This is a genomic window from Streptomyces shaanxiensis, from assembly GCF_039537145.1.
In the GTDB taxonomy this organism is placed as follows: Bacteria; Actinomycetota; Actinomycetes; order Streptomycetales; family Streptomycetaceae; genus Streptomyces; species Streptomyces shaanxiensis.
The window spans coordinates 152,605-168,810 of sequence record NZ_BAAAZY010000027.1 but is presented as its reverse complement, the minus strand read 5'-3'; the positions used below and the strand labels follow the sequence as shown (position 1 = coordinate 168,810).

The 16,206-nt window shown below is 69.3% G+C and carries 16 protein-coding genes and 1 pseudogene; 9 read left to right on the top strand and 8 right to left on the bottom strand.

What is annotated here, in order from left to right; all coding sequences use genetic code 11:
* Positions 1-75: pseudogene (locus tag ABD932_RS38160) on the bottom strand (MarR family transcriptional regulator); the annotation flags it as partial.
* Positions 76-214: 139 nt separating this feature from the next.
* Between ABD932_RS38160 and ABD932_RS38155 the strand changes: the two are divergent.
* Complete coding sequence (locus ABD932_RS38155) at positions 215-1,426, top strand: MFS transporter (RefSeq protein WP_345020274.1); 1,212 nt, start codon at positions 215-217, stop codon at positions 1,424-1,426.
* An 87-nt stretch (positions 1,427-1,513) separates the two neighbouring features.
* Positions 1,514-1,936, top strand: a complete 423-nt coding sequence (locus tag ABD932_RS38150; protein WP_345020273.1) for a GlcG/HbpS family heme-binding protein — start codon at positions 1,514-1,516, stop codon at positions 1,934-1,936.
* A gap of 140 nt (positions 1,937-2,076) precedes the next feature.
* Here ABD932_RS38150 and ABD932_RS38145 read toward each other — a convergent pair whose 3' ends face one another.
* Entirely contained in the window at positions 2,077-2,943 is an 867-nt protein-coding gene (locus ABD932_RS38145) for a GNAT family N-acetyltransferase (protein ID WP_345020271.1), read from the bottom strand.
* A 253-nt stretch (positions 2,944-3,196) separates the two neighbouring features.
* Here ABD932_RS38145 and ABD932_RS38140 point away from each other — a divergent pair, with 253 nt between their 5' ends.
* Positions 3,197-3,829, top strand: coding sequence for an HAD family hydrolase (locus ABD932_RS38140; protein ID WP_345020270.1), 633 nt, complete (start codon positions 3,197-3,199; stop codon positions 3,827-3,829).
* Between the two features lie 415 nt (positions 3,830-4,244).
* Entirely contained in the window at positions 4,245-5,957 is a 1,713-nt protein-coding gene (locus ABD932_RS38135) for a globin domain-containing protein (protein ID WP_345020268.1), read from the top strand.
* 12 nt (positions 5,958-5,969) lie between these two features.
* Here ABD932_RS38135 and ABD932_RS38130 read toward each other — a convergent pair whose 3' ends face one another.
* The 5 genes from ABD932_RS38130 to ABD932_RS38110 all read right to left on the bottom strand — a co-directional run bounded on the left by ABD932_RS38130 (position 5,970) and on the right by ABD932_RS38110 (position 9,765).
* Complete coding sequence (locus tag ABD932_RS38130; RefSeq protein WP_093907682.1) at positions 5,970-6,452, bottom strand: NUDIX domain-containing protein; 483 nt, start codon at positions 6,450-6,452, stop codon at positions 5,970-5,972.
* A gap of 135 nt (positions 6,453-6,587) precedes the next feature.
* Complete coding sequence (locus ABD932_RS38125; protein ID WP_345020266.1) at positions 6,588-7,493, bottom strand: LysR family transcriptional regulator; 906 nt, start codon at positions 7,491-7,493, stop codon at positions 6,588-6,590.
* Between the two features lie 244 nt (positions 7,494-7,737).
* On the bottom strand, positions 7,738-8,892 hold the full coding sequence (locus ABD932_RS38120) for a cystathionine gamma-lyase (RefSeq protein ID WP_345020264.1): 1,155 nt from the start codon (positions 8,890-8,892) through the stop codon (positions 7,738-7,740).
* Positions 8,889-9,380, bottom strand: a complete 492-nt coding sequence (locus ABD932_RS38115) for a low molecular weight protein-tyrosine-phosphatase (RefSeq protein WP_345020262.1) — start codon at positions 9,378-9,380, stop codon at positions 8,889-8,891. The genes ABD932_RS38120 and ABD932_RS38115 overlap by 4 nt, the downstream gene beginning before the upstream one ends.
* A gap of 7 nt (positions 9,381-9,387) precedes the next feature.
* Complete coding sequence (locus ABD932_RS38110; protein WP_345020260.1) at positions 9,388-9,765, bottom strand: phage holin family protein; 378 nt, start codon at positions 9,763-9,765, stop codon at positions 9,388-9,390.
* A 60-nt stretch (positions 9,766-9,825) separates the two neighbouring features.
* Between ABD932_RS38110 and ABD932_RS38105 the strand changes: the two genes are divergently transcribed.
* The 4 genes from ABD932_RS38105 to ABD932_RS38090 all read left to right on the top strand — a co-directional run bounded on the left by ABD932_RS38105 (position 9,826) and on the right by ABD932_RS38090 (position 12,138).
* Positions 9,826-10,143 (top strand): cupin domain-containing protein, encoded by a 318-nt coding sequence (locus ABD932_RS38105; RefSeq protein WP_019755167.1) that lies wholly within the window; start codon positions 9,826-9,828, stop codon positions 10,141-10,143.
* Positions 10,144-10,324: 181 nt separating this feature from the next.
* Positions 10,325-10,537, top strand: a complete 213-nt coding sequence (locus tag ABD932_RS38100; protein ID WP_030048440.1) for a DUF5326 family protein — start codon at positions 10,325-10,327, stop codon at positions 10,535-10,537.
* A gap of 330 nt (positions 10,538-10,867) precedes the next feature.
* On the top strand, positions 10,868-11,602 hold the full coding sequence (locus ABD932_RS38095; protein ID WP_345020302.1) for an IclR family transcriptional regulator: 735 nt from the start codon (positions 10,868-10,870) through the stop codon (positions 11,600-11,602).
* Positions 11,603-11,700: 98 nt separating this feature from the next.
* Positions 11,701-12,138 carry an SsgA family sporulation/cell division regulator gene (locus tag ABD932_RS38090; RefSeq protein ID WP_062707976.1) on the top strand — a complete coding sequence of 146 codons (438 nt, stop codon included), beginning with the start codon at positions 11,701-11,703 and terminating at the stop codon, positions 12,136-12,138.
* Between the two features lie 241 nt (positions 12,139-12,379).
* Here the strand turns inward: ABD932_RS38090 and ABD932_RS38085 are convergent, their stop codons facing one another.
* On the bottom strand, positions 12,380-14,071 hold the full coding sequence (locus ABD932_RS38085; protein ID WP_345020253.1) for a YibE/F family protein: 1,692 nt from the start codon (positions 14,069-14,071) through the stop codon (positions 12,380-12,382).
* A 253-nt stretch (positions 14,072-14,324) separates the two neighbouring features.
* Here ABD932_RS38085 and thiC point away from each other — a divergent pair, with 253 nt between their 5' ends.
* Complete coding sequence (gene thiC, locus ABD932_RS38080) at positions 14,325-16,109, top strand: phosphomethylpyrimidine synthase ThiC (protein ID WP_345020251.1); 1,785 nt, start codon at positions 14,325-14,327, stop codon at positions 16,107-16,109.
* Positions 16,110-16,206 lie beyond the last annotated feature (97 nt).

The following is a 16,206-nucleotide window of genomic DNA, read 5'->3' as shown; positions in this document are numbered from 1 at the left end:
GATCCTGCCGTGCAGCAGGGAGAGGGCGCACCAGCCCTGGGCGAGGGCGGTCAGCGCGGGATCCGTCGCTGTCATGGCGTTCCTCCGTCCCGGAGCGACTGAAGCAAGAGTAGCGCTGGATCGAAATAGTCTGCGTTTGCAAGTATGCAGCGTCTGCAAGTATTGTCGTGACGTGTAAAGCGCTCCTGCAATCTCTGGGAAGGTGTACCCCTACATGCCTCTCGCGCTTCTGGCCCTCGCGATCGGGGCCTTCGGAATCGGGACGACCGAGTTCGTGATCATGGGCCTGCTGCCCGAGGTCGCGGGCGACTTCGGGGTCTCCATCCCCACCGCCGGGTTCCTGGTGACCGGCTACGCGCTCGGGGTGGTCCTCGGCGCTCCCCTGATGACCGTGCTCGGCACCAAGGTCACCCGCAAGCGGATGCTGATGCTGCTCATGGGGCTGTTCATCGCGGGCAACCTGCTGTCCGCGGTCGCTCCCGCCTTCGCCGTCATGCTGATCGGCCGTGTGGTCGCCTCGCTCGCCCACGGTGCCTTCTTCGGCATCGGGTCGGTCGTGGCGGCCGAGTTGGTCGTCCCGGACAAGAAGGCCGGGGCCATCGCGATGATGTTCACCGGCCTGACCGTCGCCAATGTCGTCGGTGTCCCGCTGGGCACGTTCGTCGGGCAGTCCCTCGGCTGGCGCGTCACGTTCGGCATCGTCGCGGCACTCGGCGTCGTCGGCCTGGCGGGCATCGCCAAGCTCGTCCCGGACATGCCCAAGCCACAGGGTGTACGCCTGCGCCACGAGCTGGCGGCCTTCAAGAACGCCCAGGTCCTGCTGGCCATGGCGATGACGGTCCTCGGCTTCGGCGGCGTCTTCGCGGCCATCACCTACATCGCGCCGATGATGACCCACGTCGCCGGCTTCGCCGACGGCTCCGTCACCTGGCTGCTGGTCCTGTTCGGGCTCGGCATGGTCGGCGGCAACCTGATCGGCGGCAAGTACGCCGACCGCGCGCTGATGCCCCTGCTGTACGTCTCTCTGGGCGCCCTGGCCGTCGTGCTCGCGCTCTTCACGCTCACCGCGCAGAACAAGATCCTCGCGGCGATCACGATCGCGCTGATCGGCGCCCTGGGCTTCGCCACCGTCCCACCGCTGCAGAAGCGCGTCCTCGACCAGGCACACGGTGCCCCGACGCTGGCCTCGGCCGTGAACATCGGCGCCTTCAACCTCGGCAACGCCCTGTCCGCCTGGCTCGGCGGCATCGTGATCGGGGCCGGGTTCGGCTACACGTCCCCCAACTGGGTCGGCGCCGCCCTCGCCGCGGCCGCGCTCCTGCTCGCCTTCGTCTCGGCAGCGCTGGAGCGCCGCGACGGAGCATCCCCCAGCACCGTCGTCACGAGCACCGCGCCCGCCGGGCAGCGAGCTGCCGTTCACCACTGAGCCGATCCGTGTGCGGGGTCAGGGCCGCCCCCGCACCTACGGCCCGCGACCGGCCACCTCAGCACCACACCGCAAGGAGAACCCTCAATGAGCACCGCCACCGCCATCGCCCCCTTGACCACCCAGGACGCCGACGCCCTCGTCGCCGCCGCCCACCAAGCCGCCGAGGCCGCCGGGGTGACCGTCAGCGTCACGGTTCTGGACGCCGGAGGCCATCTGCTCGCCTTCCGGCGTGACGACCGAGCCGTGCTGATCTCCGGGGAGACCAGCACCCGCAAGGCCTACACGGCACTCCAACTCGACGCCCCCACCGCGGATCTCGTCGACGCCGTACAGCCTGGTGGCCTCTTCCACACCCTGCCCACCGCGCTCGATCGGCCGCTGCTCTTCATCGCGGGCGGTGTGCCGATCCATCGGGACGGCCGGCTGGTCGGCGCGATCGGGGTGGGCGGTGGGGCGCCCGAGCAGGACCACCGATTCGCGACGGCTGCGATCGAGGCACTCGGCTGACAGCAACCCTGTGTTGACGCTGACAACAACCTCGTATTGACGAAGCGCCGGTCCTTGTCCCGAACCGGCGCTTCGCCGTCGATTCCTGACGGGGGACCGGCGCTTCGTGCGGTGAGGTGCTTGGTCCGCCCCCGCGTGCCTCAGCCCGCCGCCACCGTCAGCGGGGCGAACCGCCGGGTCCAGTCGCCGGGCAGCTCCGCGATGCCGTACGTCATGACGGCGTTGAAGGCGACGGAGCCCAGACCGTGCTCCATCGCCCACGCCAGCAGCTCCTCATGGCGCACGTCGATGTCGGTGCGCAGCGGGCGGTCGGTGTGGGCGGCGAGGGAGGCGATGAGCGCCTTCGCGGTCTCCGTGTCGCGGGCGATCAGCGGGCCCACGACCTGCGTGTCCATGTTGGGCCAGGCTCCCGCGTAGCCGACGATCCGGCCGCTCGCCTCGGCGACACGCAGCTGGTCGGTGAAAGCGGGGAGCCGCGTGATGATGTGCGTGCGGTCCGCGCCGAACACCTCTTCGTCGAGCCGCACGATCGCGGTCAGGTCCTCGGCGGTGGCCGCGCGCGTGGCGACACCAGGCGCCGAGGGGCCGGGGCGGAAGTGTCCGCGCAGCATCTCCGCCCGGCCGGTGGCCTTGAAGCCGAGTTCCTCGTAGAGCGGTCGGCCGTTCGGCGTCGCGTGCAGTGTCAGCGGCGTCGTGCCCATCGCGGAGATGACGTGACGCATCAGCCGGCGGCCGATGCCCCGTCGGGCATGGCGCTCGGCGACCAGAACCATGCCGATGGCCCCCAGATCGGGACGGCCGTGAGATCCGTACTCCGTGACCACGCAGGCGCTGACGAGACCGCCCTCGGGGTCGTCGATGCCGTAACCCTTCCCGGCCGTGAGAAGGAACCCCCACTTGTGTTCCTCGCGGGGCCAACCTCGATCCTCGGACAAGTCGGCGCAGGCGGTGAGGTCGCGAGGCGTCAGACGGCGGATGGGCAGAGCGGCGAGGGAAGGAGTCGGCACGCAGGTCAGGCTGTCTGACGACTGCCCTGATCGTCCAGCCGTTTCCGGGGAGACCTACGAGCTTTTGGCCATGTCATGGGCCCACCGCACAGCGTGCCGACTGACGCCGGGTGTTTCACGTGAAACATGGACGAACGGCGAGCGTCCATCAGTAGGCGGCCATCAAGAGCTTTCGGTGAGCGTTCATGCCGAGACAGGTGAGCGCTCATGCCGAGACAGGGGAGCAACAGTCGTCCCATTAGCCTCAAGGCCCATGGCGAGACTTCACCTCTTCGACCTCGACGGCACGCTCCTGCACGGAACTTCCGCCCCCGTGGAGATCTCACGGCAACTCGGGCTGGAAGCGGAGACCGTGGCGCTCGACCGGGAGATCTCAGCGGGGCTGATCGGGCCACCGGAGTACGCGACGCGGGTGCACGCGCTCTGGGCGGGTCTCACCGAGGCCCATGTGGGTGCCGCTTTCGACGGTGCTCCTTGGCTGGCCCGGATCCGTGACGTCTGGGCGGAGATCAGGGGACAGGGCGACTACTGCGCCGTCGTATCCCTCTCACCGTCCTTCTTCGTGGAGCGGCTGACGGGCTGGGGAGCGCATGCGGCGTACGGGTCCCGCTTTCCAGCCGTGCCGTTCACCGAGCCTGTGGACCCGGCGGGAGTGCTCAGCGCCGCGGCCAAGGTCCGGATCGCCGACCGGCTCTGTGAGGAGTTCGGGGTGACGCGGGCCGACTGCGTCGCCTATGGCGATTCACTGTCGGACAAGGACCTGTTCGGAGCCGTCCCGGTTTCCGTCGCAGTCAACGCGGATCGCCATCTGACCGGACTCGCGACCCACTCCTACATGGGGATGGATCTGTGGGAAGCCTATGAATTGGTGCGCAGCGGCCGGTAATTGAAGGAATTGCTCGTTCGCCGCCTCGCCCAATTCGTGAGAGAGGAAGGGGGGACTTGTGATCGGGGCTTCGGCCGGTAGGGTCGACTCCGGTTCGTATCCGAGCTGTGATGCAGACTCCCAGCGCGGACCGGCCGCAAGGCAAAGCAGCCTAATGGGACGGAGAGATCGAAGACCCGCATTCTCGGGTATGCGGCCAAGGCGCCCACACGCGGTGGGATGCTTCGGTGGGGGTACTGCGGCCAATGTCACACTCTCGCGTTACTTGTCCGTACTGAGTGTGAATACGGGTTGAATGTGGCCGCATTGGCCACGGCAACGAACAGGGAAGAGCAAGCCGTCGCGGGGGAAGCAGGCACATTCCGACCGAGGAAGTGCGCAGACCGACCGAAAGATGTTCGAGGCGAGGCACACCATGGACGCTCCGACCACCACGTCGGCCGACAACGGCACTTCCGGCGGCGGGGGCGGCTGGTTCACGCCGCGCAAGCAGCCGGCGGCGACACCGGGCACCGAACAGGAGACGGCCGAGGGCCGCCGTCTGGCCGCGATGCGCCCGGTCGGCAGGACGGCGACGGGCGCGGGAACGGCCCCGCCGACCCAGGACGGCACGCAGCCCGCCACGACGGACGGCCCGGCGGAGCCGGCCCCCGCGGACGTCGGCTCCGGTCCAGGCGCGCCGGACCCCGTCGCACATCCCGCCCCGGGACGAGGCGCACCGGCCGCGATACCGACTCCAGCCGCTCCCGCCCCGAGTCACATATCGCCCCCGCTGTCCGGGCAGCCGGCCTCGGCCACAGGCCAAGGGGCCTCGGCCGGTGCCCCGGCTCCAGGCCAGGAGCCGCTCGTCCCCGCCTTCGCCTCGCCCTCAGGCCAGGCACCCCCCACCCCCGTTCAGGCCGCCGCAACCCAGGCCACAGCCCACCCGGCGATATCGAGCAGCACCCCCGTATCCCCGGCCTCCCCCCAAGTGCACGTCCCGACCCAGCGCCCCGCCCCGTCTCAAGCCGCCTCTCCGGACGCCATCCTGATCCGCCGGACGATGGCCGAGGTGGGCCCCGTCGCCGACAAGGTCACCTCGTACTTCTACGCGCTGCTCTTCGTGCGCCACCCCGACCTGCGGTCCCTGTTCCCGGCCGCGATGGACACCCAGCGGGACCGGCTGCTCAAGGCCCTGCTCACGGCGGCCGAGCACATCGACAACAAGCCCGTCCTCGTCGACTACCTGCAGAACCTCGGCCGCGGCCACCGCAAGTACGGCACCCGGCCCGAGCACTACCCGGCGGTCGGCGAGTGCCTCATCGGCGCGCTGAGCAAGTACGGCGCCGGTGTCTGGAACGGGGAGATGGAGGCCGCCTGGGTCCGTGCGTACACGACGATCTCGCAGGTCATGATCGACGCGGCTGCGGCGGACGAACTACGCGCCCCGGCCTGGTGGTACGCGGAGGTCGTGTCGCACGATCTCAGGACCCCGGACATCGCGGTCGTCACCGTCCGTCCCGACCAGCCCTATCCCTTCCTAGCCGGGCAGTACACGAGCCTGGAGACGCCCTGGTGGCCGAGGATCTGGCGGCACTACTCCTTCGCCTCGGCGCCTCGCTCCGACGGCCTGCTGACGTTCCATGTGAAGGCCGTGCCCGCCGGCTGGGTCTCCAACGCGATGGTGCACCGCGCCCGGCCGGGGGACATCATCCGGCTCGGCCCGCCGGCCGGTTCGATGACCGTGGACCACACCACGGACAGCGGTCTGCTTTGTCTGGGCGGAGGCACCGGCATAGCGCCTATCAAGGCGCTCGTCGAGGACGTCGCCGAACACGGCGAACGCCGACCGGTCGAGGTCTTCTACGGCGCCCGCAGCAATCAGGACCTCTACGACATCGACACGATGCTCCGCCTCCAGCAGTCCCACCCCTGGCTGGATGTCCGCCCGGTGGTGGACCGGCACGGACTCCTCCAGCTACCCGACGCCATACGGGAGTACGGGCAGCCCTGGAGGGAGTACGACGCCTACGTCTCCGGACCGCCCGGCATGATCCGCAGCGGCGTGGACGCGCTGAGGGACATCGGCATCCCGTCCGAGCGCATACGGCACGACTCGGTGGAGGAACTCGTCGTCACCGGGAGCTGACCTTCGGGCGGATCAGCCCAGGTCGGGGGCGTGCATCGCGCGGACGCCCTCGATGTTGCCGTCCAGGTAGTGCCGCAGCGACAGCGGTACGAGATGGACAGAGGCGATCCCGACCCGGGTGAACGGCACCCGCACGATCTCGTACTCGCCGATGGGCTCGTCCACCTCGGGCCCGTGCCGCAAGGACGTGTCCATCGACTCCAGGCGGCAGACGAAGAAGTGCTGCACCTTGACGCCGGTCGCGCCGCCGTCCTCGCCTATGTGCTCGACGGTGTCGACGAAGCAGGGCACGACGTCGATGATCTTGGCGCCGAGCTCCTCGTACACCTCACGGTGCAGGGCGTCGACGACAGTCGTGTCCGTCGGCTCGACCCCACCACCGGGAGTGAGCCAGTAGGGATCCACACCGGGCTTGGTGCGCTTGATCAGGATCAGGTCGTCGCCATCCAGCAGAACGGCGCGTGCGGTGCGCTTGACCACGGGTCGGACGGTCATGGGAGAAATGTGGCCCGGCTGGTTCCACGTGAAACATCGCGAAACGTCACCGGTCGAGCTCAGGCCGTGACGGCCCCGAACACCCAGTTCAGGCCCGCTCGGAAGCGGCTGCTCAGGCCCTGCGGTAAGCCGGGCTCAAGCCCAGTCGGAAGCCGCTCTCAGCAGCCACTCGTGGGCCCGCGCGATATGCGGCATCGCCAGCGTGCCTGTGCGGACCACCAGGAAGTACGTCCGCAGTGGTGGCACCGGCGGATCGTGCAGGGCGACGACGTCACCGCGCTCCAGCGCGTCCGCGCACAGATAGCGGGGCAGCACTGCGAGCCCTGCCCCCGCGACCGCGCAGGCGAGGACCGCGCGCAGGTCCGGGACGATCGCGGTGCCCGGGGCGACGGGACGGGAGTCGTAGACCGAAGCCCAGTACCGGGAGACGAACGGGAGGGACTCGTGGACCTCCACCACCGGAACGTCCTCCAGCGCGTGCGCTCCCTTGTGGCGCAGTTGCCCCGCGCCGATCCGGTCGACCCAGCGGGGAGCGGCGACGAGTACGTGCTCCTCGTCGCAGAGCGGAGTCGCGGTGAGCAGACCGCCGCGCGGACGGGCCGTACTGATGGCCAGATCGTGATGCCCGGCGGCCAGCCCTTCCAAGGTCTCCTCGGCGTTGCCGAAGGATGCGCGCAGCGCGAGTCCCTGGCTGTCCTCGCCGGTCAGCTCGGTGAGCGCGGGAAGCGCTCGCTCGGCGGTGAACTCGGGAGGGCCGGCGAGGTGCAGGGTTCGTAACGAGGACTCGTCGTCGAGACCGGTCTCGGCGATCTCCACCAGGGCGTCGAGATGCGGCGCGGCTTTGTGGGCGAGTTCGTCGCCGATGGTCGTCGGCGTCACTCCGCGGGCCTGGCGCAGGAAGAGAGGGCGGCCCAACTGCCGTTCCAGGGTGCGGATCTGTGAGGTCACGGCCGGCTGGGACAGTCCGAGCAGCGCGGCGGCGCGAGTGAAGGAACCGGCCCGGTGCACGGTCACAAAGGTGCGCAACAAGGCCAGATCCATGCGACACCCTCCCGTTCCCCGCCCTTCTCCTCACCCCCAGGGCAGGCAGGGCCCAACTATAAATAAGTCGATAGGTCGCTGTCGCTACTGTGATTGGACACTGACAGAGAGTCAACTAGCCTTGTTCGCGCGGTTCTTCGCGCGCGGAACCGGGGGCGGTCCGAGCCACGAGGGGGGAGGCTCGGACCGCCCGTTCTACGTATGCGGACACCATCGACGGCAACGGACGCAGACAAAACTCCGGTCACTGCGCTGAAGCGTCCAGTGCACTCAGCACATCCGCCACCAGGTCCTCGGGATCCTCCGCGCCGACCGACATGCGAATGAAGCCCTCCGGCACGGCGTCGCCTCCCCAGCGTCCGCGCCGCTCGGCCGTGGACCGCACACCACCGAAGCTGGTCGCGTCGTCGACGAGCCGCAGGGCCCCCAGGAAACGCTCGGCACGCGCGCGCGTGGGCAGCGTGAAGGACACCACGCACCCGTAGCGCCGCATCTGCTGCGAGGCGATCGCGTGCGACGGGTCCCCGGGCAGCCCCGGATAGCGCACGCCGAGCTCCTCCGGCCAGTCCCGCAGCGCCTCGGCGACCGCCAGGGCACTGGCGTTCTGCCGCTCGACGCGCAGGTGGAGCGTGGCGAGGGAACGGTGCGCCAGCCAGGCCTCCATGGGCCCCGGAATCGCCCCGACGATCTTGCGCCAGCGCCGTACGGCGGCCATGGCCTCGGCGCCGCGGCCGCTGACGTATCCCAGCAGCACGTCGCCATGTCCCGTCAGCTGCTTGGTGCCGCTGGCCACCGAGAAGTCGGCGCCGAGTTCCAGCGGTCGCTGCCCGAGGGGCGTCGCGAGCGTGTTGTCGACAGCGACGAAGGCGCCACGCGCGTGTGCCTCCGAGACGAGCCGCCGGATGTCGCACACGTCGAGTCCGGGGTTCGACGGGGTCTCGATCCACAGCAGCTTCGCGCCGTCCAGGACGCCGAGCTGTGCGTCCCCGCCGGTCGGCGCCGTGCGCACCTCGATGCCGTACGCCTCCAACTGCGCGCGCACCAGGGGCAGCGCCTGGTAGCCGTCGCTGGGCAGGACGACCGCGTCCCCGGCGCGCAGCTGGGAGAAGAGCACCGACGAGGTCGCGGCCATGCCCGACGCGAAGACCAGCGTCTCGACGCCGTCCTCCCCCGGCGCCTCCAACTCGCCGATGGCGCGCTCGAGGTGGGACCAGGTCGGATTCTCGTCGCGTCCGTAGGTGTACGGCCCCGTGGGCTCGCCCGGCAGGTGGTAGTGGGCGGCGAACACCGGGCCGGGCAGAGTGGGCTCGTACTTGACCGGCTCGGGCAGCCCGGCCCGCACCGCGCGCGTGCCGTCCCCGTCACCGGAGGGCAGCCCCTGCGCCCGCGCGTCGCTCATGCGGCCTGTCCCTCCACCTGCTCGCGGACCGCGGTGAGCAGGCCCGTGCTTGCCGCCTCCACCATCTCCAGGCACTCCTCGAAGCCGTCCCGGCCGCCGTAGTACGGGTCCGGCACGTCCAGTTCGTCGCCCGCGGCGGGGTCGTAGGAACGCAGCAGGCGCACCTTCGCCGCGTCCTCCGGCGAGGGCGCGAGGCGGCGCAGGGCCTTGAGGTGGCCGACGTCGAGCGCGATGACGAGGTCGAGACGGGCGAACCAGGACGGCTGGAACTGGCGGGCCGTGTGGCCGCCGTCGTAGCCGTGCTCCTCGAGGACGGAGACGGTGCGCGGGTCGGCGGGGTCGCCCTCGTGCCAGCCGCCGGTGCCGGCGCTGTCGATCTCGACCAAGCCGTCGAGCCCGGCCTCCGCCACCCGGGCGCGGAAGACGGACTCCGCCATCGGCGAGCGGCAGATGTTGCCGGTGCAGACGAAGCAGACGCGGTAGGTCATCAGGTACTCAGTCCCCGTCGGGCAGGACGACGTTGAGCGCCCAGGAGACGATCGAGATGATCAGGCCGCCGAGCACCGCGGTCCAGAAGCCCTCGACATGGAAGCTCAGGTCGAACGTGTCGGCGAGCCACGAGGTCAGCAGCAGCATCAGCGCGTTGACGACCAGTGTGAACAGCCCGAGCGTCAGGATGAGCAGTGGCAGGCTCAGGAGCTTGACTATCGGCTTGACCAGGAAGTTCACCAGGCCGAAGATCAGCGCGACGACGAGCAGGGTGCCGACCTTCTTGCCCGTGCTGTCACCGGTGAGGGTGATCTTGTCGAGCAGCCAGACGGCGACCGCCAGGGCGCCCGCGTTGGCGATCGTCTTGACTACGAAATTCTTCATGTGTCTGATCGTGGCAGACGGAATCGGCCATGAGCACTGGGATGAGGGCGGACAACAGCGATGAAGGCATTCCGGCTGGACGAACTGGAGGCGGAGCGCGCCGCCAACGAGGGCGCCTACCTGCAGTTTCTGCGTGAGCGGAACATGTCGGTCGGGCTGTACGCGCTCAATGCCGGCGAGCATGATCCACAGAAGCCGCACAATCAGGACGAGGTCTACTTCGTTGTGAGCGGCCGGGCCCAGATCACCGTCGGCATGGAGACGACCCAGGTGGCGCGCGGCAGCGTCGTCTACGTGCCGGCCGGGGTCGCCCACAAGTTCCACCACATCAGCGAGGATCTGCGGGTGCTCGTGGTGTTCTCTCCGCCCGAGAGCTGACCCTTGGCCTCAGGGTTCCCTAGGGGATCGATCAGGGGAGGACAAGGGCTGCGAGGCCCCCGCACGGGCACCTGCCCGCCCTAGCATCGAGTGCAGGGAATCAGCGGATTCGAATGAATCGGCAGGTTCGAAGGATCAGGACCGGGCACAGTGACGGGCCGGAGAGGTAAGGACGAGGGCGATGCGTGAGATCTTCGCAGGACTGCCGTGGTGGGTGAAGTGGATCGCGGTGCCGGTCATCGCTCTGGTCGTCTTCGGCGGGCTGATAGCCAGCGTCGTCGGGTTCGTCATCGGACTGCTCTTCAAGGTGCTGGTCTTCGTGGCACTGGTCGGTGGACTGATCTACGTCGTAAGGAAGTTCACCTCGAGCTCCTCGTCGCGCAGCGACTGGTGAGGGCCGTGGGGACTGTGGGGACCGGTGGGCGGTAACAGGAATCACCGGTTCCCTCGGCCGAGGGAAGTTTTCCCGGCAGGGCGCCAGCGAGCGGTGACGGGCCAATAGAGTCCGGAAATCGACGCGGGGACGCCCCCGCGAGCGGCGTGCACCCCTCCCGTGTTCCCCCGCACGGGCTCCCCCCTCGCGCTCAGGGAGTGACCCTTGGCCACGGTTGACACCGCACCCTCAGACCCCCACGCATCCGTCGGACGGCCGCGTTCCTCCGGTCCCCAGGTACCGCGGCAGGCGTCCCCGACACCCCCCGAGCAGCCGCACTCCGCGACGCTCATCGGATCCGTCCAACGCGCGATGCGCCTGCTGGAATGCGTCGCCGGGCACGAGTACGGCGCTCCCGCCAAGCAACTCGCCCGTGAGACGGGCCTGGCGCTGCCCACCGCGTACCACCTGCTGCGCACCCTGGTGCACGAGGGCTATCTGCGCCGCGACAGAGGACTGTTCTTCCTGGGTGACGCCGCTGTGCGGCTGAGCAGCAGCGGAGCCGAGCAGAAACGTCGCAGCACGGTCGCCGACGCGCTCGCCCACTGCCGTGACGCCCTCGGCCTGCCCGTGTACTACGCCCTGTACCGCGAGGGCGAGATCGAGGTCATGGGCGTCTCCGACACCCCGGGCAATCCGGCGGTCGAGGAATGGGCCGACTTCCGTGAGACCGGCCACGCGCACGCCATCGGCCAGTGCCTGCTGTCCCAGCTGGGGGAGGACGCCCGCCGGGACCATCTCGACCGCCATCCCGTGCAGGCCATCACCCCGTACACGGTGCGTGACAGCCGCACCCTGCTGCGCCGCATCGAACGGATCCGCCGGATGGAGCCGGTGACCGAGCGCCAGGAGTACGCGCTGGGCACGGTGTGTGCCGCGATCCCGATCACGGTGGGCAGTACGGCCGCGACGATTGCCATTTCCCTGCCCGTTCACCAGGCCGACCGGCTGCTGTCGGCGGCACGCCAGCTGCAGGACGAGGTCGGGCGACTCCTGGGGTCACTCTCGATCTCTATCAGTATGTGAAAACTCACTCCTTGTGATCTCTCGTGTACGTTCAGCAAGATTCCACCAGTGTCGGGGTCCGTTCCCGGCCAGTCGACCGGCAAACGACGGGGTAGGCGATGCGCGAGTCCGTACAGGCAGAGGTCATGATGAGCTTCCTCGTGTCCGAGGAGCTGTCTTTCCGCATCCCGGTAGAGCTGCGCTACGAGACCTGCGATCCCTATGCCGTGCGGCTGACCTTCCACCTGCCCGGCGATGCCCCGGTGACCTGGGCATTCGGCCGCGAGCTGCTGGTCGACGGGGTGGGCAGGCCCTGCGGCGAGGGCGACGTACGGGTCTCGCCGGCCGGTTCCGAGACACTCGGCGATGTGCTGATCCGGCTTCAGGTCGGCGCCGACCAGGCGCTGTTCCGCTCCTCGGTGGCACCGCTCGTGGCCTTCCTCGACCGCACCGACAAGCTGGTGCCGCTCGGGCAGGAGGGCGCGCTCGCCGACTTCGACGCCCATCTCGACGAGGCCCTGGACCGCATCCTGGCCGAGGAGCAGAGCGCGGGGTGAGGTGTCACGGCAGCCAGGGTGGGAGTGGCGTAACGCTTCGCCGGGCGCAAACGGCGTGCGTGGGAGCGCTTCCTCGCCGGGCGGGCTCCGCGTTGCGCCGAATGGGCGAGGTCGGCCGTGTCGGATCGGCGGGCGTACCTCTCACCCCTTCCGCAGCCGTCTCACCCTGTCCGCAGCCGCCGCAACGCCACCGCCGTCACCTCAACGCCTCGCCCGTCACCTCAGCGCTTCCGCCGTCGTCTCACCGCTTCCGCCGTCGTCCCCGTCCTCCGCGCCCAGGCGTCTGCTGTGCGCCCGCCGGGACCGGCTGGGCACCTGTCGGCGCCGTTCCCTTCTCCGGCCGGTCGGCCGAGACCACCAGGGCCGCGAGTGCCGTGGTGACCGGTACCGAGGCGACCAGGCCGATGGAGCCCACCAGCGTGCGCACGATCTCCTCCGCCACCAGCTCACTGTTGGCGACCGTGCCGACGCCGCTCTGCGCGATCGAGAAGAGCAGCAGCAGCGGCAGCGCGGCGCCCGCGTAGGCGAGGACGAGCGTGTTGACGACCGACGCGATGTGGTCGCGGCCGATGCGGATGCCCGCGCGGTACAGGCCGCGCCAGCCCATCGTCGGGTTGGCCTCGTGCAGTTCCCAGACCGCGGACGTCTGGGTGACCGTCACGTCGTCGAGGACACCGAGCGAACCGATGATGACGCCGGCGAGCAGCAGACCGCTCATGTCGATCGACGGGTACAGCCCGTGGATCAGGCCGGTGTTGTCGTCCGTGTTGCCGGTGAGGGCGGCCCAGTCGATGAACCCCGAGCCCAGGAGCCCGATCAGCAGCAGCGAGAGCAGCGTGCCGAGTACCGCCACGGACGTACGGGCCGATAGGCCGTGGCACATGTAGAGGGCGATCAGCATGATGGCGCTGGCCCCGACCACCGCCACGACCAGTGGGTTCGAGCCCTGCAGGATCGCCGGCAGGATGAAGAAGGTCAGCACCAGGAAGCTGATGGCCAGCGCGACCAGTGCCATGACACCGCGCATCCGGCCCACCACCACGACGGCGAGCGCGAAGATGCCGGCGAGCAGCGCCATCGGGAACTTACGGTTCACATCGGTGACCGAGTACTGCAGGTCCTTGGGCGCCGAGGGCTCATAGGCGACCACGACCTTCTGGCCCTCCTCCAACTGCCGCGACTGATCGGGCTGCACGATCTCCGTGAACGTACGGCCCTTGTCCTTGCCCGTGTCGACGGTGATCGTCGCCTTCTTGCAGGTGCCGTTCTCCTGCTGCACGGCGGAGGAACCCTCGGCGGTGGAGGTGTTGCCGGTCGGGGGCACCCCCGAGGCGCCGACGTCCTTGCAGCTCACCTCGACCACCTTGGTGACCGTGGCCTGCTGTGTCTGCCGGTCGAAGCCGACGCCCGTGCGCTCGTGGGACGGGGCACCGCCCGGCCACAGCACCACGAGCCCCACCACCACTGCCGCGGCGAACGGGATCAGGATCGCCGCGATGACCTTGCGCAGGTGCTGGGAGACGGGGGCCGCAGGGCCGTGGGCGTGACTGTGCGAGTGCCCGTACCCGCCACCGTCACCGCCGCCACGCGAGCCGCCGGACCCGTGGCCGTGTCCATGATCACCACCGGAATCGTGCCCGTGCCCGTCACCCGGGCCGGGCCCCTGCCCCCGTGAGCCACCGGATCCGGATCCGGGGACGTGCTCGTGCGAGCCACCAGCCCCCGGACCGTGCTCGTGCCAACCGCCGGTTCCAGCCGTGTGATCGTTTTGGCCGCCTGCGGGACCACCGCCGTACCCACCGTCGTATCTGCTCGCGGGAACCCCCGAACCCCGGCCGTCGGTACGGCCGTTGCCCTGCTCGGGGCCGCTTCCGGCGCCGGATCCACGGGGCCGCTCGGGCGGTGGGTACGGAGGTTCATGCGTCGAGGTCACCGACCGATCATCGCAAGAACGACCGGGGCCCCCTGTTCACCGCGCCCGAATTGACGCTAGCGTGGTGCCACCTTTGTACACGCGGGAGCTCGGAGCACCGGGCTGAGAGGGCGCTGACCTCCGTCCCAGCGATGTTTCACATGAAACATCACCCATCACGAGTGATGTTTCACACGAAACGTCGGCAGACGGAAACCGCTGCGTCGACCGCCGAACCTGTTACCGGGTAATGCCGGCGTAGGGAGTAGGTCTCATGACCAACGAGGACGCACGCACGCCTGCCTCCGTTCAGGGCGAGAAGTCCCAGGAGGCCGGAAAGTCCATCGGCTGGCACAAGGCGTATGTCGAGGGCTCACGCCCCGATCTGCGGGTGCCGGTCCGCCAGGTGCACCTCACCAACGGGCAGTCGGTCACGCTGTACGACACGTCGGGCCCGTACACCGATCCATTGGCCGAGACGGACGTCCGCAGGGGCTTGCCCCCGCTACGGGAGAACTGGATCATCGCCCGCGGCGACACCGCGGAGTACGCGGGCCGTCCCGTGCGTCCCGAGGACGACGGGATCAAGCACACGTCGCCGCGGGGCGGCCTGCGCAACCTCGACGCGGTCTTCCCCGGCCGGCCGCGCCAGCCGCGTCGCAGCCGCGACGGCAAGGCGGTCACGCAGCTCGCCTACGCACGCCGTGGCGAGATCACACCCGAGATGGAGTTCGTGGCCATCCGGGAGAACGTTTCTCCCGAAGTGGTCCGCGACGAGATCGCGGCGGGCCGGGCAGTGCTGCCCGCCAACGTCAACCACCCGGAGATCGAGCCGATGATCATCGGCAAGCGGTTCCTGGTGAAGGTCAACGCCAACATCGGCAACTCCGCGGTCACCTCCTCCATCGAGGAGGAGGTCGAGAAGATGACCTGGGCGACCCGCTGGGGCGCCGACACGGTCATGGACCTGTCCACCGGCCGCAACATCCACACCACCCGCGAGTGGGTGCTGCGCAACTCCCCCGTGCCGATCGGCACGGTGCCGCTCTACCAGGCGCTGGAGAAGGTGGACGGCCGCGCCGAGGAGCTGACCTGGGAGATCTACAAGGACACGGTCATCGAACAGGCCGAGCAAGGCGTGGACTACATGACGGTCCATGCCGGCGTGCGCCTGCCGTACGTGCCGCTCACCGCCAACCGCAAGACCGGCATCGTCTCGCGCGGCGGCTCGATCATGGCCGCGTGGTGCCTGGCGCACCACAGGGAGAGCTTCCTGTACGAGAACTTCGAGGAGCTCTGCGAGATCCTCGCGGCCTACGACGTCACGTACTCCCTGGGCGACGGCCTCCGGCCCGGCTCGATCGCGGACGCCAACGACGAGGCTCAGTTCGCGGAGTTGCGGACGCTCGGGGAACTCAACACGATCGCCAAGCGTTTCAACGTACAGACCATGATCGAGGGCCCGGGACATGTCCCGATGCACAAGATCAAGGAGAACATCGACCTTCAGCAGGAGATCTGCGATGAAGCTCCGTTCTATACGCTCGGCCCGCTGACCACGGACATCGCGCCGGCGTACGACCACATCACGTCCGGCATCGGCGCCGCGATGATCGCCTGGTGGGGCACGGCCATGCTCTGCTACGTCACGCCCAAGGAGCACCTGGGCCTGCCCAACCGTGACGACGTCAAGACCGGCGTCATCACCTACAAGATCGCTGCCCACGCGGCCGACCTCGCCAAGGGGCACCCCGGCGCGCAGGAGTGGGACGACGCACTGTCCGACGCCCGTTTCGAATTCCGGTGGGAGGACCAGTTCAACCTCGCCCTCGACCCGGACACGGCACGGGAGTTCCACGACGAGACCCTTCCGGCCGAGCCCGCCAAGACGGCTCACTTCTGCTCCATGTGCGGGCCGAAGTTCTGCTCGATGAAGATCTCCCAGGACATCCGCCGCCAACACGGCGAGTCCCGGGAGGACATCGAGGAGGGCATGGCTCAGAAGTCGAAGGAGTTCGCAGCGGCGGGCAACCGGGTGTACCTGCCGATCGCGGACTGACGTCGACGTCCTGACCCATGGCGCCATGCCCCGGTGTCCGGCACGTGTCCGGTTGTCCGGCGCACGACCGGGCGCCCGGCGTGCTGCCCGGCTGTTC

Bases quoted from the DNA above. Each gene is read 5' to 3' on its own strand.
- ABD932_RS38155 (WP_345020274.1), top strand. From the start codon at position 215: ATGCCTCTCGCGCTTCTGGCCCTCGCGATCGGGGCCTTCGGAATCGGG.
- ABD932_RS38150 (WP_345020273.1), top strand. From the start codon at position 1,514: ATGAGCACCGCCACCGCCATCGCCCCCTTGACCACCCAGGACGCCGAC.
- ABD932_RS38140 (WP_345020270.1), top strand. From the start codon at position 3,197: ATGGCGAGACTTCACCTCTTCGACCTCGACGGCACGCTCCTGCACGGA.
- ABD932_RS38135 (WP_345020268.1), top strand. From the start codon at position 4,245: ATGGACGCTCCGACCACCACGTCGGCCGACAACGGCACTTCCGGCGGC.
- ABD932_RS38130 (WP_093907682.1), bottom strand. From the start codon at position 6,452: ATGACCGTCCGACCCGTGGTCAAGCGCACCGCACGCGCCGTTCTGCTG.
- ABD932_RS38125 (WP_345020266.1), bottom strand. From the start codon at position 7,493: ATGGATCTGGCCTTGTTGCGCACCTTTGTGACCGTGCACCGGGCCGGT.
- ABD932_RS38120 (WP_345020264.1), bottom strand. From the start codon at position 8,892: ATGAGCGACGCGCGGGCGCAGGGGCTGCCCTCCGGTGACGGGGACGGC.
- ABD932_RS38115 (WP_345020262.1), bottom strand. From the start codon at position 9,380: ATGACCTACCGCGTCTGCTTCGTCTGCACCGGCAACATCTGCCGCTCG.
- ABD932_RS38110 (WP_345020260.1), bottom strand. From the start codon at position 9,765: ATGAAGAATTTCGTAGTCAAGACGATCGCCAACGCGGGCGCCCTGGCG.
- ABD932_RS38105 (WP_019755167.1), top strand. From the start codon at position 9,826: ATGAAGGCATTCCGGCTGGACGAACTGGAGGCGGAGCGCGCCGCCAAC.
- ABD932_RS38100 (WP_030048440.1), top strand. From the start codon at position 10,325: ATGCGTGAGATCTTCGCAGGACTGCCGTGGTGGGTGAAGTGGATCGCG.
- ABD932_RS38090 (WP_062707976.1), top strand. From the start codon at position 11,701: ATGCGCGAGTCCGTACAGGCAGAGGTCATGATGAGCTTCCTCGTGTCC.
- thiC (WP_345020251.1), top strand. From the start codon at position 14,325: ATGACCAACGAGGACGCACGCACGCCTGCCTCCGTTCAGGGCGAGAAG.